General features: G+C 66.0%; 22 protein-coding genes and 2 tRNA genes. 13 read left to right on the forward strand and 11 right to left on the reverse strand.

The window, feature by feature from the left end; genetic code table 11:
* Positions 1 to 33 precede the first annotated feature (33 nt).
* The 9 genes from RPB_RS03280 to RPB_RS03320 all read left to right on the forward strand — a co-directional run bounded on the left by RPB_RS03280 (position 34) and on the right by RPB_RS03320 (position 7,575).
* Positions 34 to 109: transfer RNA gene (locus RPB_RS03280), tRNA-Ala, on the forward strand.
* A 386-nt stretch (positions 110 to 495) separates the two neighbouring features.
* A complete protein-coding gene (locus RPB_RS03285) occupies positions 496 to 1,701 on the forward strand; it encodes a CaiB/BaiF CoA transferase family protein (RefSeq protein ID WP_011439546.1) in 1,206 nt (401 codons plus the stop codon).
* Between the two features lie 331 nt (positions 1,702 to 2,032).
* The gene (gene ugpB, locus RPB_RS03290) at positions 2,033 to 3,325 is read left to right on the forward strand and encodes a sn-glycerol-3-phosphate ABC transporter substrate-binding protein UgpB (protein WP_041797912.1); all 1,293 of its coding nucleotides are present in this window, start codon (positions 2,033 to 2,035) and stop codon (positions 3,323 to 3,325) included.
* 106 nt (positions 3,326 to 3,431) lie between these two features.
* The gene (locus RPB_RS03295) at positions 3,432 to 3,827 is read left to right on the forward strand and encodes an endonuclease domain-containing protein (protein ID WP_049824649.1); all 396 of its coding nucleotides are present in this window, start codon (positions 3,432 to 3,434) and stop codon (positions 3,825 to 3,827) included.
* 22 nt (positions 3,828 to 3,849) lie between these two features.
* Complete coding sequence (gene ugpA, locus RPB_RS03300; RefSeq protein WP_011439549.1) at positions 3,850 to 4,731, forward strand: sn-glycerol-3-phosphate ABC transporter permease UgpA; 882 nt, start codon at positions 3,850 to 3,852, stop codon at positions 4,729 to 4,731.
* On the forward strand, positions 4,731 to 5,579 hold the full coding sequence (gene ugpE / locus RPB_RS03305) for a sn-glycerol-3-phosphate ABC transporter permease UgpE (RefSeq protein ID WP_011439550.1): 849 nt from the start codon (positions 4,731 to 4,733) through the stop codon (positions 5,577 to 5,579). Before ugpA ends, ugpE begins: the two co-directional genes overlap by 1 nt.
* A gap of 4 nt (positions 5,580 to 5,583) precedes the next feature.
* Positions 5,584 to 6,678 carry a sn-glycerol-3-phosphate import ATP-binding protein UgpC gene (locus RPB_RS03310; protein ID WP_011439551.1) on the forward strand — a complete coding sequence of 365 codons (1,095 nt, stop codon included), beginning with the start codon at positions 5,584 to 5,586 and terminating at the stop codon, positions 6,676 to 6,678.
* A 154-nt stretch (positions 6,679 to 6,832) separates the two neighbouring features.
* Complete coding sequence (locus RPB_RS03315) at positions 6,833 to 7,258, forward strand: Hsp20 family protein (protein WP_011439552.1); 426 nt, start codon at positions 6,833 to 6,835, stop codon at positions 7,256 to 7,258.
* 50 nt (positions 7,259 to 7,308) lie between these two features.
* Entirely contained in the window at positions 7,309 to 7,575 is a 267-nt protein-coding gene (locus tag RPB_RS03320) for a DUF1150 family protein (RefSeq protein WP_011439553.1), read from the forward strand.
* 149 nt (positions 7,576 to 7,724) lie between these two features.
* On the opposite strand, the gene ptsN is transcribed toward RPB_RS03320, so the two are convergent.
* The 8 genes from ptsN to RPB_RS03360 all read right to left on the reverse strand — a co-directional run bounded on the left by ptsN (position 7,725) and on the right by RPB_RS03360 (position 14,487).
* Positions 7,725 to 8,186 (reverse strand): PTS IIA-like nitrogen regulatory protein PtsN, encoded by a 462-nt coding sequence (ptsN, locus tag RPB_RS03325; RefSeq protein ID WP_011439554.1) that lies wholly within the window; start codon positions 8,184 to 8,186, stop codon positions 7,725 to 7,727.
* Positions 8,187 to 8,460: 274 nt separating this feature from the next.
* Positions 8,461 to 9,069, reverse strand: a complete 609-nt coding sequence (gene hpf, locus RPB_RS03330; protein ID WP_011439555.1) for a ribosome hibernation-promoting factor, HPF/YfiA family — start codon at positions 9,067 to 9,069, stop codon at positions 8,461 to 8,463.
* A 55-nt stretch (positions 9,070 to 9,124) separates the two neighbouring features.
* Positions 9,125 to 10,765 carry an RNA polymerase factor sigma-54 gene (gene rpoN, locus RPB_RS03335; RefSeq protein WP_011439556.1) on the reverse strand — a complete coding sequence of 547 codons (1,641 nt, stop codon included), beginning with the start codon at positions 10,763 to 10,765 and terminating at the stop codon, positions 9,125 to 9,127.
* Positions 10,766 to 10,934: 169 nt separating this feature from the next.
* Positions 10,935 to 11,897, reverse strand: coding sequence for an LPS export ABC transporter ATP-binding protein (gene lptB / locus RPB_RS03340; protein ID WP_041797913.1), 963 nt, complete (start codon positions 11,895 to 11,897; stop codon positions 10,935 to 10,937).
* A gap of 57 nt (positions 11,898 to 11,954) precedes the next feature.
* A complete protein-coding gene (locus RPB_RS03345) occupies positions 11,955 to 12,614 on the reverse strand; it encodes an LptA/OstA family protein (protein WP_011439558.1) in 660 nt (219 codons plus the stop codon).
* Positions 12,611 to 13,378, reverse strand: coding sequence for an LPS export ABC transporter periplasmic protein LptC (gene lptC, locus RPB_RS03350; protein ID WP_041797914.1), 768 nt, complete (start codon positions 13,376 to 13,378; stop codon positions 12,611 to 12,613). Before lptC ends, RPB_RS03345 begins: the two co-directional genes overlap by 4 nt.
* A gap of 242 nt (positions 13,379 to 13,620) precedes the next feature.
* Positions 13,621 to 14,235, reverse strand: coding sequence for a ribonuclease D (locus tag RPB_RS03355; protein WP_011439560.1), 615 nt, complete (start codon positions 14,233 to 14,235; stop codon positions 13,621 to 13,623).
* A 165-nt stretch (positions 14,236 to 14,400) separates the two neighbouring features.
* Positions 14,401 to 14,487 (reverse strand) — tRNA-Leu (locus RPB_RS03360).
* A gap of 147 nt (positions 14,488 to 14,634) precedes the next feature.
* Between RPB_RS03360 and RPB_RS03365 the strand changes: the two genes are divergently transcribed.
* Positions 14,635 to 15,600 (forward strand): complex I NDUFA9 subunit family protein, encoded by a 966-nt coding sequence (locus tag RPB_RS03365; protein ID WP_011439561.1) that lies wholly within the window; start codon positions 14,635 to 14,637, stop codon positions 15,598 to 15,600.
* Positions 15,601 to 15,650: 50 nt separating this feature from the next.
* Here the strand turns inward: RPB_RS03365 and RPB_RS03370 are convergent, their stop codons facing one another.
* Positions 15,651 to 16,457, reverse strand: coding sequence for an undecaprenyl-diphosphate phosphatase (locus RPB_RS03370; protein ID WP_011439562.1), 807 nt, complete (start codon positions 16,455 to 16,457; stop codon positions 15,651 to 15,653).
* A gap of 198 nt (positions 16,458 to 16,655) precedes the next feature.
* On the opposite strand from RPB_RS03370, the gene RPB_RS03375 reads away from it, so the two are divergent.
* From RPB_RS03375 to RPB_RS03385, 3 genes are all read left to right on the forward strand, one after another.
* Positions 16,656 to 17,348: a glutathione S-transferase family protein gene (locus RPB_RS03375; RefSeq protein ID WP_011439563.1), complete on the forward strand. Its 693-nt coding sequence runs from the start codon at positions 16,656 to 16,658 to the stop codon at positions 17,346 to 17,348.
* Positions 17,297 to 18,547 (forward strand): tRNA epoxyqueuosine(34) reductase QueG, encoded by a 1,251-nt coding sequence (queG, locus tag RPB_RS03380; RefSeq protein WP_049824650.1) that lies wholly within the window; start codon positions 17,297 to 17,299, stop codon positions 18,545 to 18,547. Before RPB_RS03375 ends, queG begins: the two co-directional genes overlap by 52 nt.
* 157 nt (positions 18,548 to 18,704) lie before the next feature.
* Complete coding sequence (locus RPB_RS03385) at positions 18,705 to 20,075, forward strand: AmpG family muropeptide MFS transporter (RefSeq protein ID WP_011439565.1); 1,371 nt, start codon at positions 18,705 to 18,707, stop codon at positions 20,073 to 20,075.
* A 268-nt stretch (positions 20,076 to 20,343) separates the two neighbouring features.
* On the opposite strand, the gene RPB_RS03390 is transcribed toward RPB_RS03385, so the two are convergent.
* A complete protein-coding gene (locus tag RPB_RS03390) occupies positions 20,344 to 20,778 on the reverse strand; it encodes a hypothetical protein (RefSeq protein WP_011439566.1) in 435 nt (144 codons plus the stop codon).
* A 10-nt stretch (positions 20,779 to 20,788) separates the two neighbouring features.
* Positions 20,789 to 21,394 (reverse strand): recombination mediator RecR, encoded by a 606-nt coding sequence (gene recR, locus RPB_RS03395; protein ID WP_011439567.1) that lies wholly within the window; start codon positions 21,392 to 21,394, stop codon positions 20,789 to 20,791.
* Positions 21,395 to 21,432 lie beyond the last annotated feature (38 nt).

Raw genomic sequence — 21,432 nt, forward strand, 5'->3', positions numbered from 1 at the left:
CGCGGTGATTTGTCCGCGCGCACCCAGGCTTCAGGGGCCATAGCTCAGCTGGGAGAGCGCTTGCATGGCATGCAAGAGGTCGGCGGTTCGATCCCGCCTGGCTCCACCAGCCTTCGCTTGCTTCGCAAGCTACGGCTCGGCAAGCTTGTTTCATCCCCGATGCTCCCAAGTAACGATTCAGGCAAAGCCTCTCGCCAACCGCGGCAGGTCCCCTCTCCCGCTTGCGGGGGAGGGCTAGGGTGGGGGCGACGCGGGCACGGGCTTCGCGCATCGAAGCATCAGTCAAGGCGACGCGGTGACAAGCGGCCAGGCGCACAATCGCGTGCGCACTGCCTGTCGCGCCCCCACCCCAACCCTCCCCCGCAAGAGCGGGAGAGGGAGCTCGCCGTGCATTTTGGGGAGCGCGCCGTGCGCTTTGAAGGGCCGCGCATTTGCCAAGAAGCGCCTCTGACCGGTAAGTTCACCCTCCCGCAAAGCTTCAATAAGAAAGCCCTCATGACTCCTGCACTGTTGCCCGGCGCCATTGCCGGTTTGCGCGTGATCGATCTGTCGCGCGTGCTCGGCGGCCCGTATTGCACCCAGATTCTCGCCGACCACGGCGCCGACGTCATCAAGGTCGAGCCGCCCGCCGGCGACGAGACCCGCGATTGGGGCCCTCCGTTCCACGACGACGACGCGGCGTATTTCATCGGCACCAACCGCAACAAGCGCTCGATCGGTCTCGACCTCGCCTCCGAGGGCGGCCGCGCCGTGCTGATGAAGATGCTCGAAGACGCCGACGTCATGATCGAGAACTTCAAGCCCGGCACGCTCGACAAATGGGGCATCGGCAACGACGTGCTGCGGGCGAAATTTCCGCAGCTGGTGCATTGCCGGATCTCTGGCTTCGGCGGCGACGGTCCGCATGGCGGCCATCCCGGCTACGACGCCATCATCCAGTCGATGGTCGGGCTGATGGAATCGACCGGGACGCCGGACAGCGGCCCGACCCGCATCGGCGTGGCATTGGTCGACATGGCGACCGGGCTTTACGCCTGCACCGGCATCCTGATGGCGCTCTTGGAGCGGCAGAAGTCGGGGCTCGGGCAGTTCGTCGAGGCGACGCTGTTCGAAACCGGCCTCGCCATCATGCATCCGCACGCGGCGAACTTCTTCATTCACGGCAAGCCGCCGGCGCGCACCGGCAACGAACATCCGAATCTCTATCCGTATTCGGTGTTCGCGGCGCGGGACGGCAACATCTTCATGGGCGTCGGCAATGACGGCACCTTCCGCAAGCTGTGCCGCGAACTCGGCAGGCCAGAGCTGGGAACCGATCCGCGCTTCGCCCGCAACCGCGACCGCGTCGAAAACCGCCTGGCGCTGCGCGCGGAGCTGGAGGCGATCCTGACCCAGCACGACGCCGAGCCGCTGTGCCGCAAGCTGCTCGCCGCCGGCCTGCCGGCCGGGCCGGTGCAGGCGATCGACAAGGCGCTGGCCAGCGAGCACGTCAAGGCCCGCGGCGATATCATCGAGAAGGACTGGTACAAAGGCATCGCCTCGCCGATCCGGTTCGACCGTACCAAGGCCAGCCTGCGCCACATTCCGCCGACCTTCAGCCAGCACGCCGGCGAGGTGCTCGGCGAATTCGGCTACACGCCGGACGAAGTCTCGAAGCTCGTCGCCGACGGCATCGTCAGCGGCCCCGAACGCAAGCGCTGATCCGCGAACTGCGGGCGCTGCGGCGCCCGCAGCCGTCGCCGCGCAGGCTGATGGGCGCGGCCAAGTCTGCTGCAAACCAGTGTGCTGCAAACCAGTGTGCTGTAAACCAGCGTGCTGCAAACCGGTATGCTGCAATGCAGTGCGCCGCACCCGCCGTCCCCGCATCAGTCTTTATTCTTGGTTGGTCGGGTGACCGCTTTCCCCCTACGCTCTGGCCGCTGTATACGGTCATGTGTCTGTCATCCTGCGCTGCTAACGCGCGCCACACGAAGATGACGGCCAAACTGGGAGGCTCTCGATGACTTTTCGTTTGAAAGCTCTGACCGCTGCGATGGCGACGACGATCGCCGCCACGCTGCTGATCGCGCCGGCGCAGGCGGCGACCGAGATCCAGTGGTGGCACGCCATGACCGGCGGCAACAACGATGTCGTGGTCAAGCTCGCCAACGACTTCAACGCCGCGCAGAGCGACTACAAGGTCGTCCCGACCTACAAGGGCAGCTACGCCGACACCATGAACGCCGGCATCGCGGCGTTCCGCGCCGGCAACGCCCCGCACATCATGCAGGTGTTCGAGGTCGGCACCGCCACCATGATGGCGGCGACCGGCGCGGTGAAGCCGGTCTACAAGCTGATGCAGGAGACCGGCGAGACATTCGATCCCAACGCCTACCTGCCGGCGATCACCGGCTACTACTCGACCTCCAAGGGCGAGATGCTGTCGTTCCCGTTCAACTCGTCCTCGACGGTGATGTGGGTCAATCTCGACGCGCTCAAGAAGGCCGGGATCGCCGAAGTTCCGAAGACCTGGCCGCAGGTGTTCGAGGATGCCAAGAAGCTGAAGGCGGCCGGCTACGCCACCTGCGGCTTCTCCACCGCCTGGGTCACTTGGGTCAATCTCGAGCAGCTCTCCGCCTGGCACAATGTACCGCTGGCCAGCAAGGCCAACGGCCTCGACGGCTTCGACACCAAGCTGGAGTTCAACGGCCCGGTGCAGGTCAAGCATCTGGAGACGCTGATCGAGCTGCAGAAGGACAAGACCTACGATTATTCCGGCCGCACCAACACCGGCGAGGGCCGCTTCACCTCCGGCGAGTGCCCGATCTTCCTGACCTCGTCGGGTTTCTTCGGCAACGTCAAGTCTCAGGCCAAGTTCGCCTGGACCAACGCGCCGATGCCGTACTACCCGGACGTTGCCGGCGCGCCGCAGAATTCGATCATCGGCGGCGCCTCGCTGTGGGTGATGGGCGGCAAGAGCGCCGACGAATACAAGGGCGTCGCCAAGTTCCTCGCCTTCCTGTCCGACACCGACCGTCAGGTCGCGGTGCACAAGGCGTCGGGCTATCTGCCGATCACCAAGGCGGCCTACGAGAAGGCCAAGGCCGACGGCTTCTACAACGACCAGCCCTATCTCGAGACCCCGATCAAGGAACTGACCAACAAGCCGCCGACCGAGAATTCCCGCGGCCTGCGGCTCGGCAACATGGTTCAGCTCCGCGACGTCTGGGCCGAGGAAATCGAGCAGGCGCTGGCCGGCAAGAAGACCGCCAAGGAAGCGTTGGATGCAGCCGTCACCCGCGGCAACGTGATGCTGCGGCAGTTCGAAAAGACCGCGGTGAAGTAAGCACTCCGCAACCTGCACCACCGTCATGGGTGGGCTCTTCTCCCCTCCCCCCGCTCTTGCGGCGGGGAGGGGTCGGGGGTGGGGGGTGCCCCAGGCACGAACGCTGATGGCACGCACAGTCGACCAGCGGATCCAACGAGCCCGGAGTTTCCGTCGAAATCCGACGGACGCCGAGCGCAAGCTGTGGCAGCGCCTGCGTCGACCGGGCTTTGCCGAGGCCCATTTCCGCCGGCAAGCGACGATCGGCCCATACTTTGCGGACTTTGCCTGCCATGCCCTCCGACTGGTCATCGAAATCGACGGAGGCCAGCACGCCGGATCGAACTCCGACGTCGTTCGAACGGGCTATCTCGAGGCCGCGGGCTATCGCGTGCTCAGGTTCTGGAATAACGATGTTCTGAACAACATCGACGGCGTCATGCAGATCATCGTAGACGCCGTGCGCGCGGCGCCCCCCACCCCCGACCCCTCCCCGCCGCAAGAGCGGGGGGAGGGGAGCTGATCATGCTCAAGCAGTCCGCACGATGCTGAAGAACGCCGTCTTTCAATCCAAATTCCTGCCCTATTGGCTGGTGCTGCCGCAGCTCGCGGTGGTGCTGGTGTTCTTCTATTGGCCGGCGCTGCAGGCAGTGGCGCAGTCGTTCCTGCTGCAGGATGCGTTCGGGCTGTCGACCACTTTCGTCTGGTTCGAGAATTACCAGGAGCTGCTGGCCGACCCGGACTACTTCAGCGCCATCCTGCGCACCTTCGTGTTTTCGGTCCTGATCGCGGTGTCGTCGCTGTCGCTGGCGCTGCTGCTGGCGGTGATGGCCGACCGGCCGCTGCGCGGCTCGATGTTCTATCGCACCCTGCTGATCTGGCCCTACGCGGTGGCGCCGCCGGTGGTCGGCGTGCTGTGGATCTTCATGCTCAACCCCTCGCTCGGCGTGATCGCCCACGGCCTGCGCGCGATCGGCGTCGACTGGAACCCGCTGCTCGACGGCAACCAGGCCGCGACGCTGATCATCCTCGCCGCGGCGTGGAAGCAGATCTCCTACAATTTCCTGTTCTTCCTCGCCGGGCTGCAGGCGATCCCGGGAAGCGTCATCGAGGCGGCGGCGATCGACGGCGCGCGGCCGATGCGGCGGTTCTGGACCATCGTGTTCCCGCTGCTGTCGCCGACGATCTTCTTCCTGATCGTCGTCAACATCGTCTACGCCTTCTTCGAAACCTTCGGCATCATCGACACCATGACCCGCGGCGGCCCGGCCAAGGCCACCGAGACGCTGGTCTACAAGGTCTACAGCGACGGCCTGCTCGGCGGCAATCTCGGCAGCTCGGCGGCGCAGTCGGTGATCCTGATGGGCATCGTCATCGCGCTCACCGCGTTCCAGTTCCGCTTCGTCGAACGCAAGGTGAACTACTGATGGTCGAGCACCGCAGATTCGGAAACCTGCTGCCGCATCTGATCCTGTGGGTCGGCGTGCTGATCGTCGCGTTTCCGGTCTACATCGCCTTCATCGCCTCGACCCAGGACAATGCCACCATCGCCAACGGCCAGATGTCGCTGCTGCCGGGCGGGCATTTCCTCGAGACCTACTACAGGACGTTGTTCGTCGGCAGTTCGGGTACCACCCGCGAGCCGGTCGGCACCATGCTGTTCAATTCCTTCGTGATGGCGATGCTGATTGCGGTCGGCAAGATCGCGATCTCGCTGATCTCGGCCTATGCGATCGTGTATTTCCGGTTTCCGTTCCGGATGACGATCTTCTGGCTGATCTTCATCACCCTGATGCTGCCGGTCGAGGTCCGGATCTATCCGACCTACAAGATCGTTGCCGACCTCAATCTGCTCGACAGCTATGCCGGGCTGACGCTGCCGCTGATCGCCTCGGCGACCGCGACGCTGCTGTTCCGGCAGTTCTTCATGACGGTGCCGGACGAATTGCTGGAGGCATCGCGGATCGACGGCGCGGGGCCGTTCCGGTTCTTCTGGGATACGCTACTGCCGCTGTCGCGCACCAATATGGCGGCGCTGTTCGTGATCCTGTTCATCCTCGGCTGGAACCAGTATCTGTGGCCGCTGCTGATCACCACGCGCGACGATATGCAGACGATTCAGATCGGCATCCGCAAGATGATCGTGACGTCGGACGCGCTGACCGAATGGCCGGTGGTGATGGCGACCGCGGTGCTGGCGATGCTGCCGCCGGTCGCGGTGGTGGTGCTGATGCAGAAACTGTTCGTGCGCGGACTGGTCGAGACGGAGAAGTAGCATCGTGGCCAACGTCGTTCTCCGCAACGTCCGCAAGACATATCCGGGCGGCTTCGAAGCCATCAAGGGCGTCGATTTCGAGGTCGGCGACGGCCAGTTCTGCGTGCTGGTCGGGCCCTCCGGATGCGGCAAGTCCACGCTGCTGCGGATGGTGGCGGGGCTGGAGACGATCACGGCCGGCGAGATCGACATCGGCGGCCGAATCGTCAACCAGATCGAGCCGGCCGATCGCGATATCGCGATGGTGTTCCAGAACTACGCGCTGTATCCGCATATGAGCGTCTACAACAACATGGCCTACGGCCTGCGCAATCGCGGCATGCCCAAGCCCGAGATCGACGCGCGGGTGCAGGAGGCGGCGCGGATTCTCGAGATCGGCACCATGCTCGACCGCAAGCCGCGGCAACTCTCCGGCGGCCAGCGCCAGCGTGTCGCGATGGGCCGCGCCATCGTGCGCCAGCCCAAAGTGTTCCTGTTCGACGAGCCGTTGTCCAACCTCGACGCCAAGCTGCGGGTGGCGATGCGGGTCGAGATCCGCAAGCTGCAGCGCCGGCTCGGCACCACCGCGATCTACGTCACTCACGACCAGCTCGAGGCGATGACGCTGGCGGATATTCTGGTGGTGATGAACGCCGGCGTCGTCGAGCAGATCGGCTCGCCGCTGGAGGTCTACGCCCGTCCGGCGACGACCTTCGTCGCCTCCTTCATCGGCGCGCCACCGATGAACCTGATGCTGCTCGACGCCGAGGGCGTCCGCGCCCGGTTCGGCAACGCCGCGACCGGGGCCGGCATTCTCGGCGTCCGCCCCGAGGACCTGGTAATCTCACGGGAGCCCGCAGCGACGGACGGGCTGTCGCTCGACCTCACCGTCGAGGCGATCGAGCGGGTCGGGCCGGAAACTTTCATCTACGGGACCCGGTCGCGCGCTGGCGACCCGACCGCGGTCAGTTCCAAGCCGGGAGAACTGCCACCGGACGACATCATCGTCCGGGTCCCGGGCCAGGATGCGCCGGCGATCGGCGATCACATGTTTGCCACGGCTTTGCCGCAACACCTGCATTTGTTCAGTGCCGACGGAAGGCGCCGGATCGAGCTCTGAGCCCTTCGCCTAACCCACTGGCGAAATTCGTTGTTTCGGCCTTCTTGAACGCGCGTGCCGGATTGCCCATATTGGCTGTGACCGGACGGCGAGGTGCCGCACGGTCAGGGGTGCCGTAAGGACCCCCTCAAAGTCGCTTCGAGAGGACTTTGTGATGTCTCGTGTTCCCACGTTATCAAGTCCCTTTCTGCTGGGATTCGACGAGATCGAGCGTGCGCTCGACCGCGTCGTGAAAGGTGCCGACGGGTATCCTCCCTACAACATCGAGCGCTGCGAGCGCGGCAATGGCGATCCGGAACGACTCCGGATCACGCTCGCGGTGGCGGGTTTTACCCGTGATCAACTCGATGTCACGATTGAGGAAAATCAACTCGTCATCCGGGGCCGGCAGCAGGATGACAAGACCCGGCAATACATCCATCGCGGCATCGCCGCGCGACACTTCCAGCGCACCTTCGTGCTGGCGGAAGGGATGCAGGTGCTGGGCGCGGATTTGAAGAACGGGTTGTTGTCCGTCGATCTGGTCCGGCCGGAGCCGGAGCGGGTCATTAAGACAATCGCCATCACGGAACATGAATAATGGAACGAGTAGCGGACTCGACCGCTTAGTCTGACAGAGGAGTCGAGACCATGACTGGAATGGGCACAAATCACGACAATGCCAGCGTCACGCCGGAAGCGCTGGCGCATCTGGGCGAAGGTCATATCGCCTATGTGAAGCAGATTCGTTCGGAGGATGTCCCCGGGCTGTTCCCGCAGGCGCCGCATATCGCGCCGGGCATCAAGCTGTTTGCGCTGCATTCGGCCGACGGCACGCCGATCATGCTGACCGACAGCCGCGAATCGGCGGTTGCCAATGCCTGGAGCCAGGAGCTGCAGGCCGTCAGCGTTCACTGAACGCTGACGTTCGCATTGCGCGACGCGGGCGCCCGGCGACGGGTCCCGCGTAGGCGGCCCGCATCGATACTGCCCCGCGTGCGCTCGAGCCGGCGCCGATCTTCCGCAATGCTGAATGGAATCCCGAGCAGCCGCGGTGCGGCCGCGAACTATGCGGCCGTAGCGGGCGGCAGCGCCAGCACCGAGTAGATCGCCTGCGCGTCGCGGGAGGCGCGCAACTTCTTGGCGACATCCTGGTCGCGGAGCAGGCGGGCGATCCGCGCCAGCGCCTTGAGATGGTCGGCGCCGGCCCCTTCGGGGGCCAACAGCAGAAAGATCAGATCGACCGGCTGGCCGTCCATCGCTTCGAAATCGATCGGGCGTTCCAGGCGCGCGAACAGGCCGTACAGCCGCTCGAGCTTCGGCAGCTTGCCGTGCGGAATCGCCACACCGTATCCGACCGCGGTGGTGCCGAGCTTCTCGCGCTGCAGCAGGACCTCGAACACCGAGCGTTCGTTCTGGCCGGTGAGTTCCGCGGCGCGCGCAGAGAGTTCCTGCAGCGCCTGCTTCTTGCTGATGACTTTCAACGCCGGGATAACGGCCTCGGGCGCGACCAGATCGGTAATCGTCATGCGGCGTTCCGAGGATGTGATGTGCGGTCAGTGTGAAATAGGACAGGGGGAGGCGGCGTCAAGCTCGAATTCCAGAGGTCCGCCGAGCTGTTCCGTAGCTTGGGGAAAACATCCCTGAAATCATCAACCTAGCTAATCTACCATCCCTGCCAGCGGTCGCAAACTCCGGCCGTTCCGGACCGGCGTCGGAAGGCGGCGGACCATAGGCAGAGGCGTCGGCGGGCGTCAATGCCCGATCTCGCCGCAACCTCCGGCCGGCTCCGCCGCCGCTCCGTCAGGCCGCGGCGCCGTTCAGCGCCGGCGGATCGATCCAGCCGATGTTGCCGTCGGCGCGCCGGTAGATGATGTTGACCCGTCCCGAACTGCCATGAAGGAACACCAGCACCGGGGCGCCGGTGAGGTCGAGTTCGACCACGGCTTCGCTCACCGAGAACCGCTTCATCGCGGTGGTGGCCTCGGCGATGATCACCGGGTTGTAGGCGTCCTCGTGATGTTCCTCGTCGCCGGGCGCTTCGATGATGTAGCTCGGCATGTCCACCGGCGCGGTCAGTTCGGCCAGCGCGCTGGCCTCCGCATGCGCCTTGCGCGCGGATCGATCCTTCAGCCGGCTCTTGTAGCGACGCAGTCGCTTCTCGATCTGCAGCAGCGCCTGATCGGCGCTCGCATAGGCATCGGCGGCGTTCGATTCGGCTTCCAGCGTGATGCCGGAATCGAGATGCAGCGAGCAGTCGGTGCGGAAGCCGAAGCCGTCCTTGCTCAGCGTGATGTGGCCCGAATAATTGCCGTCGAAATACTTGCGCAGCACTTCTTCGGTGCGCTCGCTGACGCGGCCGCGCAGGGCTTCGCCGACGCTGATGCTTTTGCCGGAGACCCGAAAAGTCATGGGATGCCTCGTTTCGTCCTTGGGGGTAATGACAGTAGTCCGAGCAGCGGCGTAATCAAGCCGGAGCGGTGTCGCGGGACCGATCGGCGGGCGCCGCCAGGGCCGTGCCGAGCATGCTCTGCTTGTCGCGCCGCCGCTGCACCGACGACGGGATCCGCATCGCCTCGCGATACTTCGCGACGGTGCGGCGCGCAATCTCGATGCCGGCTTCGCGCAGCCGTTCGACGATGGTGTCGTCCGACAGGATGGCGGTCGGCTCTTCGCCGTCGATCAACTGCCGGATGTGATGGCGCACGGCTTCGGCCGAATGCGCCTCGCCGCCGTCGGCGGAAGCGATCGAAGCGGTAAAGAAATACTTGAGTTCGAACGTGCCCCGATTGGTCGCCATGTATTTGTTGGCGGTCACGCGCGATACCGTGGATTCGTGCATCTGGATCGCGTCGGCCACCGCCTTCAGATTCAGCGGCCGCAGATGCGCGACGCCGTGGGTGAAGAAGCCGTCCTGCTGGCGCACGATCTCGGTCGCCACTTTCAGGATGGTGCGGGCACGCTGGTCGAGCGCGCGCACCAGCCAGGTGGCGTTCTGCAGGCAGTCGGAGAAGTACGACTTGTCGCCGTCCTTGCGGATCGTCTTCGACAGTTCGGAGTAATAGGACTGGTTGACCAGCACCTTCGGCAGCGTGTCGCTGTTGAGTTCGACCAGCCAGCCGCCGTCCGGGCCGGGGCGGACGAACACGTCCGGCACCACGGTCTGCACCCGCGACGATGCGAATTTCAGACCCGGCTTCGGGTCGAGATGGCGGATTTCGCCGATCATATCGGCGAGATCCTCGTCGTCGACGCCGCAGAGCTTGCGGAGGCTGGCGATGTCGCGCTTGGCGAGGAGATCCAGATTCTCGACCAAAGCCTGCATCGCCGGGTCGAACCGGTCGAGTTCGCGCAACTGGATCGCCAGGCATTCGGCCAGCGAGCGCGCGCAGATCCCCGGCGGATCGAAGGTCTGCAGAACGGCGACGACGGCTTCGACTTCGGCCTGGGTGGTGCCGAGACGCTCCGCGGCGTCACCGAGGTCGGGCGGCAGATATCCGGCGTCATCCACGAGGTCGATCAGATATTGGCCGATCATGCGCTGCGACGGCGCGGTGAGCGCCACCGCAAGCTGCTCGGCGAGGCGATCGGCCAGGGAGGTTTCGGCGGCGACGAAGGCCTCGAGATTGTAGCCCTCGTCGCTGGAGGCGCCGCCGCCCCATTCGGTGTAGGAGGCTGGAGCCGCGTCCTGCGCGGCGCGGGCGGCGGCCTCGGCCGGCTCTTCCGGAAACACGTTTTCCATGCCGGTATCGAGCGTCTGCTCGATCTCGCTGCGGCTGCCGAGGTCGCGGTGCATCCAATCCTCGGCGCCCGGCTCGAACGAGTCGCTGCCGACGCCGTCGGAGAAGTCAGAGCCGTCTCCGCTGCTCTCGCTCCCGCCGAAATCGTCGCCGCTGGCCTCGGCGCGCTCCATCACTGCCTCGCCGGCGACCGGCGGTTCGGCGTTGTCACTGGCCCGGTCCAGCAGGGGGTTTTTCTCGAGTTCGTCCTCGACGAAGGTCGCGAGGTCCAGATTCGACAGTTGCAGCAGCTTGATCGCCTGCATCAGCTGCGGCGTCATCACCAGCGACTGTGACTGTCGGAACTCGAGGCGTTGAGTTAGTGCCATGGCGGCAGGAACGATCCAAGTTGGTCCGTTTCTTGCTTACGCCTTTCCGCGGCTGATGTACACGCCTTGACGAATTGGAAATTCGGAGTAGGGGGCCACCAGCGGCGATCCAGCGCGGGGCGAGCAAGGCAACGCAAGCATGCCGCGTCGGTCCCGAAACTGCAACCGCTTACAGGCGGAATTCTTCGCCAAGGTAAAGCCGCCGGACGTCGGGATTGTTGACGATTTCTTCGGGGCTGCCCTCGGTGAGGATCTCGCCGGCATAGACGATGTAGGCGCGGTCGGTGAGGCCGAGCGTTTCGCGGACGTTGTGGTCGGTAATTAGCACCCCAATACCACGATTGGTCAGGTGTCGGACCAAATCCTGAATATCGCCGACGGCGATCGGGTCGATGCCGGCGAACGGCTCGTCGAGCAGCATGTAGTTGGGACGGCTCGCCAGCGCGCGGGCGATTTCGACGCGACGACGCTCGCCACCGGACAGCGCGATCGACGGCGATTTGCGCAAGCGTTCGATATTGAACTCGTGCAGCAGATTGTCGAGTTCGGCCTCGCGCTTGCGCTTGTCCGGCTCGACCGCCTCGAGCACCGCCAAAATGTTCTGCTCGACATTCAGCCCGCGGAAGATCGAGGCTTCCTGCGGCAGATAGCCGATGCCGAGGCGGGCGCGCTGATACATCGGCAGCTTGGTGACGTCGTGGCCGTCGAGTTCGATCGCGCCGCGGTCGGCCTTGATCAGCCCGGTGATCATGTAGAACACGGTGGTCTTGCCGGCACCGTTCGGTCCGAGCAGGCCGACCGCTTCGCCGCGGCGGACATAGATGCTGACGCCGCGCACGATCTTGCGGGTGCCGAAGCTCTTCTCGACGCGATGCACCGCCAGGTAGCCGCTATGGCTTTCGCGTCTCTGGGCCGCCGCGGCAGCCGGCCGGCGCGGACGCGGCTGGGCCGGCGTGGAAGCGAGCGGCGCATCGTGTCCGGCCGCCCGCGCGATCGGCGGTGCGTCGCGCACCGGCGCGGTCAGCAGGTCGCCGACGTCGCCGCGCAGCGCGGTAATGTCCGCACGCGGGCGCCCGAAGCCCGAAGGTTGTTTCGGGGCGCGCCGACGGAACATGCCGAGAAGATCCACCATGTCGCTACCGATCAGGCCCTGCCGGGCACCGCACCATTGTTCGAAGCCATTGCGCGGTCATTTCTTCTGGCCCGCCGTCGGCGGTCCGATGCCGAGCGGTCCGCCAGCGCCGCTGCCCGACGATTGGAACAACCCCTGCACGCGGCCGCTGTTGGATTCGACCCGTGACACGCCGGTGGTCATGTCGACGATCAGCCGGTCGCCGCGGACCACGTTTTTGGCCTGGGTCAGCACGACGTTTCCGAGCATCGTCACTAGATTGGTCTTGGTGTCGAACACCGCGCTGTCGCCGGTCACCACCTGATCCTTCTGGGTGACGACGACATTGCCCTTGGCTTCGAGCCTGCGGATCGCCGAGGCGCCGCCGGGGCCGGGCGTGGCCGCCGGCATCGTCTTGCGCTTGGCCTGCGGCTTGGCGGCAGCGTCGGGCTGATCCTGATCGTAGAACACCACGAGGCTCTTCGACGTCATGGTGGTGTCGCCCTGGATCACCTTGACGCTGCCGGCGAAGGTCGCCTCCTTCTTCTTGTCACGGACCTCCAGCGTGTCGGATTCGATCTGGATCGGCTGGTCCTTGTTCTGTGAGAAACCCTGCATCGCGTTCGGCACGCCCTGCACCGCGCTTTGCGCCCAGGCTCCGCCACAGGTGGCGCCGGCGAGGAAGGCTGCGCCGCAGATCGCGACGATGCGGCAGAGCTGGAAGCCAGCAGCGGTCATGGGCGATTCGCGTCGCGCTGGCGCGGGGTGGCCGGCGATGGTTTGGCTTTCGCCGCCGGATCGGCCTTCGGCGCCGAGGCCGGCGTCGGCTGCGCCGCGGCCGCCTCGGCAGATGCCGGCATGGCGGTGTTGTCCAGGTTCATCACCACTCCGCCCTCGAATCGGATCACGTCGCCTTTCTCGGTAATCCGCAGCCGCTGGCCGCGCAACGTGCCGCCGAGCCATTTGACGTCGACCGGCTCGTCGGACGCCACGGTGCCCTTGCTCATGTCGATGTCGGCCTGGGTCATCCAGGCCTCGCTGCCGGTCGAGGTGCGCAGATAGACGTCCTTCTGCAGATTCAGGAGTTGCGCCTTGGTGTTGAATTTGCCGTCGCGCGCCTCGATCAGCACGGTGGATTGATCGTCGCTGACGACCTTGGCCCGCAGCGTATGCAGGTCGACATGGTCCTGGCTGGTCAGATCCTGCGTCGCCGACCGCGCCCACATCTCGTAGGGCCGGCCGTCGTCGGTGAAGCCGGCCATATGCGGCGATTCCATTGTAATCTTGGTTCCCGACACCACCAGATCGCCGACCTCGAGCGGTAGTTTCGACAGCAGGCGAAACGGGTTGAACAGCGAGATCGCAATGATCGCGGCCATCGACAGCGCCACCACCAGCGGCACAGCGATCCGCAGCGTCCGCACCAGCCGGCTATGGCGCGCCGCTGCCGCGAAGCGCACCTCCATGCCGGCCTGATAGGATGCCGCCTGAACCGAAGCCACCGCTGCTCCCGCCTGGTGCCGAGCCCGGCCTCATGGGCCGGGGTTCGAGCCCTGCTGTCTCACTCTCGCGCTCCCGGATTTGGGACCGGCCGGGGTAAACCGGCGCGGGGAGCAACCCCAGATAGTCACAAACGCCGCGACAGGCGAGGGGACACCGGCGTCCGGTCGATCAAAACTCCATCAGGACGAGGAGTATGACCGAAACGGGGCGGGCCTTGCCCGTCGGCGAAGGCCCGATTTCCTCAGGAATGCGCGAAGATGTCCTCTTCGCTCCAGCCGCCGAGGTCGAGTCGGGCGCGGTGCGGCAGGAATCCGAAGCAGGCCTGCGCCAGCTCGGTTCGGTTCTCCCGCGCCAGCATGGCGTCGAGCTTGTCGCGCAGCGCGTGGAGATGAAGCACGTCGGAGGCGGCGTAAGCGAGCTGGGCGTCGCTCAGCGTGTCGGCGCCCCAGTCGCTGGATTGCTGCTGCTTCGACAGATCGACGTTGAGCAGCTCGCGCACCAGGTCCTTCAGGCCGTGCCGGTCGGTGTAGGTCCGGGTCAGCCGCGAGGCGATTTTGGTGCAGTACACCGGTTGCGGCATCACCCCGAGCGCATTGGAGAGCGCGGCGAGATCGAACCGCGCGAAGTGGAAGATCTTCAAGATATTCGGGTCGCCGAGCAGCTTCTTCAGGTTCGGCGCATCGCTGTGCCCCTGCGGGATCTGCACCACGTCAGCGCTGCCGTCGCCGTTCGATAATTGCACCACGCACAATCGGTCGCGATGCGGATGCAGCCCCATCGTCTCGGTGTCGATCGCCACGGAATCATTGTAGCGGGTGAGATCCGGCAGATCGCCGCGATGCAGGCGGATCGTCATGGTGGGGCAAATCCTCGGAATTGAAATCGGGCGTTGAAGGAGGGGCCGGAACCGGCCTCGAATCGCCTGCTCAACCTATCGCCGCGACCGGCGTGAGGCGAGCGCGGCGCTGATCCTGCGGTGAGAATCATCGGGCTCGGCATTAGCTTCAGGGCATTGGGCGAGTGGTGCCCAGGAAAGGACTCGAACCTTCACGGCCGTGAAGCCACTGGCACCTGAAGCCAGCGCGTCTACCAATTCCGCCACCTGGGCCCGGGCGGGTTGATAGGGACCCGATACGGAAATGTCAAATTGCTTCGCGGCTCCAATTCCGCTGTACAGCGAAAGGTTGATGCCGTAACGCGAAACCGCCAGAATGCAGGCGTTCCGGCGCTTCGTTTCTCCACAGGATGACCCCGCATGACTTCGAATATCGACACCCTCGTCACGGTTTTCGGCGGTTCGGGCTTCATCGGCCGCCATGTGGTCAGCGCGCTGGCCCGTCGGGACTACCGAATCAGGGTGGCGGTGCGGCGGCCGGAGCTCGCCGGGCATCTGCAGCCGCTCGGGCGGGTCGGCCAGATCCATGCGGTGCAGGCCAATCTGCGCTACCCGGCCTCGATCGAGGCGGCGATGCGCGGCGCCCATGTGGCGATCAATCTGGTCGGCATTCTGGCTGAGGGTGGTGCGCAGAAATTCGATGCAGTTCAGGCCGAGGGCGCAGCTTCGATCGCCAAGGCCGCCGCGGCCGTCGGCGCGCGGATGGTGCATGTCTCGGCGATCGGCGCAGATGCGGCTTCGCCGGCGCGCTACGCCCGCTCCAAGGCGGCCGGAGAGCAGGCGGTGCTGGCCGCGGTGCCGACCGCCACCATTCTGCGGCCATCGGTGGTGTTCGGCCCCGAGGATCAGTTCACCAATCGCTTCGCGTCGCTGGCGCGGATGTTGCCGGTGGTGCCGCTGGTCGGCGCAGAGACCAAGCTGCAGCCGGTCTATGTCGGCGATGTCGCGACCGCGGTCGCCGAGGCCGTCGACGGCAACACCAGGCCGGGCGCCACCTACGAGCTGGGCGGCCCGGAGCAACTGACGATGCGCGAGATCATCGAGATCATCCTCGAAACGATCGATCGCCAGCGGCTGTTGCTGCCGCTGCCGTTCGGGCTCGCCAGTCTGCAGGCGATGCTGCTGCAATTCGCGCCGGGCGATCTCAAGCTGACGCCGGATCAGGTCGAGCTGCTGAAGGTCGACAACATCGTGTCGGAGGCCGCCAAGAGCGCCGGGCTGACGCTGCAGGGCCTCGGTATCACGCCGGATTCGATGCAGGCGATCGTGCCGTCCTATCTCTGGCGCTTCCGCAAGACCGGCCAGTTCGCGCGCAAGAACGCGTGACGAGGCGCGCGTGACGACCCGCGCGTGACGATCGCGGCTTTGCGCCGCGATCAGCGGCCCATCGCCAGCGCGATCAGGCCGAGCGTGCCGACGACGACGCGCCACCACGCGAACAGCTGGAAGCCGTGACGGGTGACGTAGCCGAGGAAGGTCTTCACCACGATGATCGCGGTAATGAACGACACCACGAAGCCGACCGCCACGATGGTCATGTGGTCGGTCGTCAGATCGGCGCGGCTCTTGTAGAGGTCGTACACGAAGGCGCCGACCATGGTCGGGATCGCCAGAAAGAACGAGAACTCGGCGGCGGCGCGCTTGTCGGCGCCGAACAGCATCGCCGCCACGATGCTGGCGCCGGAGCGTGACACGCCGGGGATCATCGCCACGCATTGCGCGCATCCGATGTAGAAATACATCAGCACCGGGAACGTCGTGGCATCATGGTGGCGCGGCTTCAGGTCGAGCTGATCGACCCACAGCAAGACGGCGCCGCCGACGATCAGCGAGAAGCACACCACCCAGGGGTTGAACAGAAACAGCTTGATGTAGGATCCCGCCGCAGCGCCGATCACCGCCGCCGGCAGGAACGCGACCAGCACGCCGATGATGAAACGCTGCGCCGCCGGATCCGAGAACATCCCGAGCGCAATTCGCCACAATTTGGCGAAATAAAGCGCGAGGATCGCGAGGATCGCGCCGAGCTGGATCAGGACGTCGAAGGTCTTCCAGAAATCGCCCTCGCCGAGATTGAAGAATCGCCCCACCAGCAGCAGATGGCCGGTCGATGAGACCGGCAGGAACTCGGTGACACCCTCGACCACGCCGAGAATCACGGCTCTGATGATATCGGAAAGCATGAGATTGTCCGCCGGGAGGGTTCGGTCGCGCAAGAGGCGCGACCTTGTCGCCTATTCGATTGCATGCCGCAACGTCAAAATACGCCGAAAGCCGGCTCGCTACGCAGCCCTGCTGCACCGGCCGGGCGCTCCCGCAGGCAGGACCAATTCGGTGGTCCGGCCACCGTTTGTTAAGCCTGCGAAACTATCAAGGTCGCCATGTACACCCTGTTCCACCATCCGTTCTGCCCGCAATCCCGGTTCGTCCGGCTCGCGCTCGGCGAACACGGTCTCGATCTGCGACTGGTGGAAGAACGCGCGTGGGAGCGGCGCACGGCGTTTCTGGCGCTCAATCCGGCGGGGACCACGCCGGTGCTGGTGGGCGAAGGCTACCCGCCGATCCCGGGCGCCGGCGTGATCGCCGAGTTCCTCGACGAGACGCATGGCGCGGGCTTGCGCGATCGCCGGCTGCTGCCGCAGTCGACCGCGGAGCGGATCGAAGTGCGCCGGTTGATGGCGTGGTTCAACGACAAGTTCTTCGAAGAAGCCAGCGCGCCGCTGGTGACGGAGCGGATCTACAAGCGCTTCATGAGCGAGGAAGACGGCGGCGGGCCGCCGGCGATGGATGTGATCCGCGCGGCGACGGCGAATGTGCGCTATCATCTGGCCTATATCGGCTGGCTGGCGCGGACCCGGAACTTCCTCGCCGGCGACCGCATGAGTTTCGCCGATCTGGCGGCCGCAGCGCATCTGTCGGCGATCGACTATCTGGGCGACGTGCCATGGATCGAGGACGAGGCGGCGAAGGCCTGGTACGCGCGAATCAAGTCGCGGCCGTCGTTCCGTCCGCTGCTGAGCGAGTGGTTGGCGGGGGTGCCGGCGTCGCGAACCTACGTGGATCTGGACTTCTGAACGCCGCTCCGGAAGGCGATTCAAACCCCGCAGAATCTTGCGGCAAACTGGTGGCAAAGCTGAGGCGGCACGCGCAGGCGCTCGGCTTCGACGCGATCGGGGTCTGCGCCCCCGATGCCACCCCCCACGCGCTCGAACAGCTACTCGCTTACCTCGATGCCGGCTACCACGGGGAGATGGCCTGGCTCACCGACCGGCCCGAACGCCGCGCCGACCCGCGGGTGATGTGGAGCGAGGTGCGCTCGGTGATCATGCTCGGGGTCAACTACGGTCCCGATGCCGATCCGCGGTGGGGGCACGGCGCGACGGATCGCGGCGCGATCTCGGTCTATGCGCAGGGCGACGACTATCACGACGTGATCAAGAGCCGGCTGAAGCAGCTCGCGCGCTGGCTGGTCGCCGAGGCCGGCGGCGACGTCAAGGTGTTCGTCGATACGGCTGCGGTGATGGAGAAGCCGCTGGCGCAGGCGACGGGCATCGGCTGGCAGGGCAAGCACAGCAATCTGGTGTCGCGCACATTCGGCTCGTGGCTGTTTCTCGGCGCGATCTACACCACGCTCGAGCTGCCGCGCGACGAGCCCGAGCCGGATCGCTGCGGCTCGTGCCGCGCCTGTCTCGACGCCTGCCCGACCGCGGCGTTCCCGGCGCCGTACCAGCTCGATGCGCGGCGCTGCATCTCGTATCTGACGATCGAACTCAAGGGGCCGATCCCGCACGCATTTCGCCGGCCGATCGGCCAGCACATCTATGGCTGCGACGATTGTCTGGCGGCGTGCCCGTGGAATAAATTCGCGCAGGCCGGGCGCGAGGCGAAGCTCGCGGCGCGCGAGGCGTTGCGCGCGCCGTCGCTGGCAGAGCTGGCGCGACTCGACGATGCGGCGTTCCGGGCGCTGTTCACCAAGTCGCCGGTGAAGCGCATCGGGCGCGCCCGATTCGTCCGTAACGTGCTGATCGCGATCGGCAATTCGGGCGAGGCGACGCTCGCCACCGAGGCCGAAAGGCTGCTCGGCGACGCCGATCCGGTGGTGCGGGGCGCCGCGGTGTGGGCGCTGCGGCAGTTAGTTGCGGAAGGTCGGCTCGCGGCGCTGCGCGAACGGTGGCTCGGCGCCGAGGCGGACGACAGCGTGCGGGCGGAGTGGGCCGATGCCGATGCCGCGCCAGATGCCGCAACCTCTTCCGACACCGTCCCGCGCGCATGAAGGTGACGCAGGATCCCGAGCGTCGATTGTTCGGTCGGCAACTCTCCCGGCAGGCCGTCGTGCGTCACGATCAGCGTGGTGAGGACCGCAACGCCCGGTCAAGCCGGCGCCGACGGTCTCTGATGCCGGGCCTTGGTCGAATCTGCTACGACCCGGTATGACCTCCAATCCCCCGACCTCCGCTTCCGCCGCACCGAACCACGAGCCCGCGCCGGGCTGGCGCGAGGCGATGACGGTGTATCTGCAGCCGCGGGTGCTGATCGTGCTGTTTCTCGGCTTCTCGTCCGGGCTGCCGCTGGCGCTGTCGGGCTCGACGCTGCTGGTGTGGATGCGCGAATCCGGCGTCGATCTCGGCACCATCGGGTTGTTCGCGCTGGTCGGCACGCCCTACACGCTGAAATTCATCTGGGCGCCGGTGGTCGATGCGTTGCACGTGCCGCTGCTGTCGCGATGGTTCGGCCGCCGCCGCGGTTGGCTGGTCGCGACGCAACTGCTGCTGATTGTCGCGATCCTGCTGCTGGCGCTGACCGACCCGGCGCATGCGCCGCTGTTCGTCGCGATCGGTGCATTGCTGGTCGCAGCCGCCTCGGCGACGCAGGACATCGTGGTCGATGCGTTCCGCGTCGAGAGTCTGCCGGAGAACGAGCAGGCGGCCGGCATGGCGTCCTATGTGGCGGCGTATCGCATCGGCATGCTGATCTCCACCGCAGGCGTGCTGTTCCTGGTCAGCGCCTATGAGGGCACCGGCCTCGCGCGCGCCGACGCCTGGATGTGGGGCTATGTGACGATGGCCGCCATGGTGCTGATCGGCACGGTCACGGCACTGCTCGCGACCGAGCCCGAACAGTCGCGCCGCGCCGAAGCCGCCACCAGCGGCGAAACCGCATTCACCCGGGTGACGCGGGCGGCTATCGGCGCATTCTCGGAATTTCTCGGCCGCACCGATGCGCTGGCGGTGCTGGCTTTCGTGGTGCTGTTCAAATTCACCGACGCGTTCTCCGGCACCATGACGGCGCCGTTCGTGATCGATCTCGGCTTTTCGCGCAATGACTACGCCGCGATTGTGAAAGGCGTCGGCCTCGCCGCCACGCTGATCGGCGGTTTCGCCGGCGGTTACGTGGCGCGGCGCTATTCGCTGGTGACGAGCCTGTGGATCGGCGCGGTGCTGCAGGCGCTGTCGAATCTGGCATTCGCCTGGCTGGCGACAGTCGGCGTCAACCAATGGGCGCTGGCGCTGGCGATTTCGGTCGAGAATTTCACCGGCGCGATCGGCACGGTGATCTTCGTCGCGTACCTGTCGGCGCTGTGCCAGAACCCGCTGCACACCGCCACGCAATATGCGCTGCTGACGGCGCTGTCGGCGGTGGGGCGGACGTACTTGTCGGCCGGCGCCGGCTATGTGGCGCAGGCGACCGGCTGGCCGGCGTTCTTCATCATCAGCGTCGCGGTGGCCGCGCCCAGCCTGGTGCTCCTGCTGTGGCTGCAACGCCGCGGTCATTTCGCGGCTCTGGGGCCGGTCAAGGTGTGAGGGGGATTTCGCAAAGCGTCATTGCGAGCCAACGGGTCGGCGCTTCGCGCCGCCCGATGACAGGCTCCGCGAAGCAATGCGGCCTTCTCGAGTGCAGGATCGTCATCCTGAGGTGCGCGCGTAGCGCGCCTCGAAGGATGCGGCCCCGAGGTCCCTGCGGCTCATCCTTCGAGGCCCGCCGCGCCGCGCACAGCGCGGCCCAGCGGGCACCTCAGGATGACGGCGGCAACTGGATCGCGAGCGCTGATCCCATCAAAAGCAGAACTGCTTAGTTCACCAGGCTCCACTTCGTCACCACGGCCTCGCTGTACTGCCCGGCCTCCTCGGCGCAGGCGACGGATTCGACCTTCAGCGCCACGTTCTTGCCGAGATGCGATTTGAGCTGCGCCGCCTGGGCGTCGCTGGCCGGCACGATCTGGAAGGTTTCCGGCCCGTTCTCGAGATTGCACAGGCCGGACGGCGGCGGCAGCCGGCGCGGCTCGCTGACGAGCTGATACACCGGCACCTTCTTGCCCTTGGCCCTGGCGCGCGAGCGCATCGCGGTGAGTTCGCCGCTGAGCACGTCGCCCACCTTCATCGCCTTCGGCTTCGGCAGCGCCGCCTGACTTTCGGCGGCCTGCGCAAGCGCTGGCGGGACCGGGAGCACCATCAGCGCGGCGACAATCAGCGAGGATTTCAGCAGTCGTTCGATCATCAGGTCCATTTCCGGTGGTTCAGAACAGGGTCCGCTGCCGCATCGCGGCCGACAGCGTGCCTTCGTCGAGATAGTCGAGTTCGCCGCCGACCGGGACGCCGTGGGCCAGCCGTGTCACCTTGACGTTCGCGTCCTGCAGCAGGTCGGTGACGTAGTGCGCCGTGGTCTGGCCGTCGACCGTGGCGTTGAGCGCCAAAATGATCTCGCCGACCGCGGGATCATGGGCCCGCGCCACCAGCGCGTCGATGGTCAGATCGTCGGGGCCGACGCCGTCGAGCGGCGACAGCGTCGCGCCGAGCACGTGATAGCGGCCATTGGTGGCGGAAGCGCGTTCGAGCGCCCACAGATCGGCGACGTCGGCGACCACCACGATGATCGACGGATCGCGGCGCGGATCGGTGCACACCGTGCAGGGATTCTGCGTATCGATGTTGCCGCAGGTCTTGCACACCTCGATCTTGTCGATCGCGACCTGCAGCGCCGAGGCGAGCGGCGTCATCAGCGCGTCGCGCTTCTTGATCAGATGCAGCGCGGCGCGCCGCGCCGAGCGCGGGCCGAGCCCCGGCAGCCGCGCCAAAAGCTGGATCAGACGTTCGATCTCGGGGCCTGCGACCGCAATGGCCATCGGGACAGCTTATCCGTTTCGGTGAATCAGAGCGACGG

The organism is Rhodopseudomonas palustris HaA2 (genome assembly GCF_000013365.1).
Lineage (GTDB): Bacteria > Pseudomonadota > Alphaproteobacteria > Rhizobiales > Xanthobacteraceae > Rhodopseudomonas > Rhodopseudomonas palustris_J.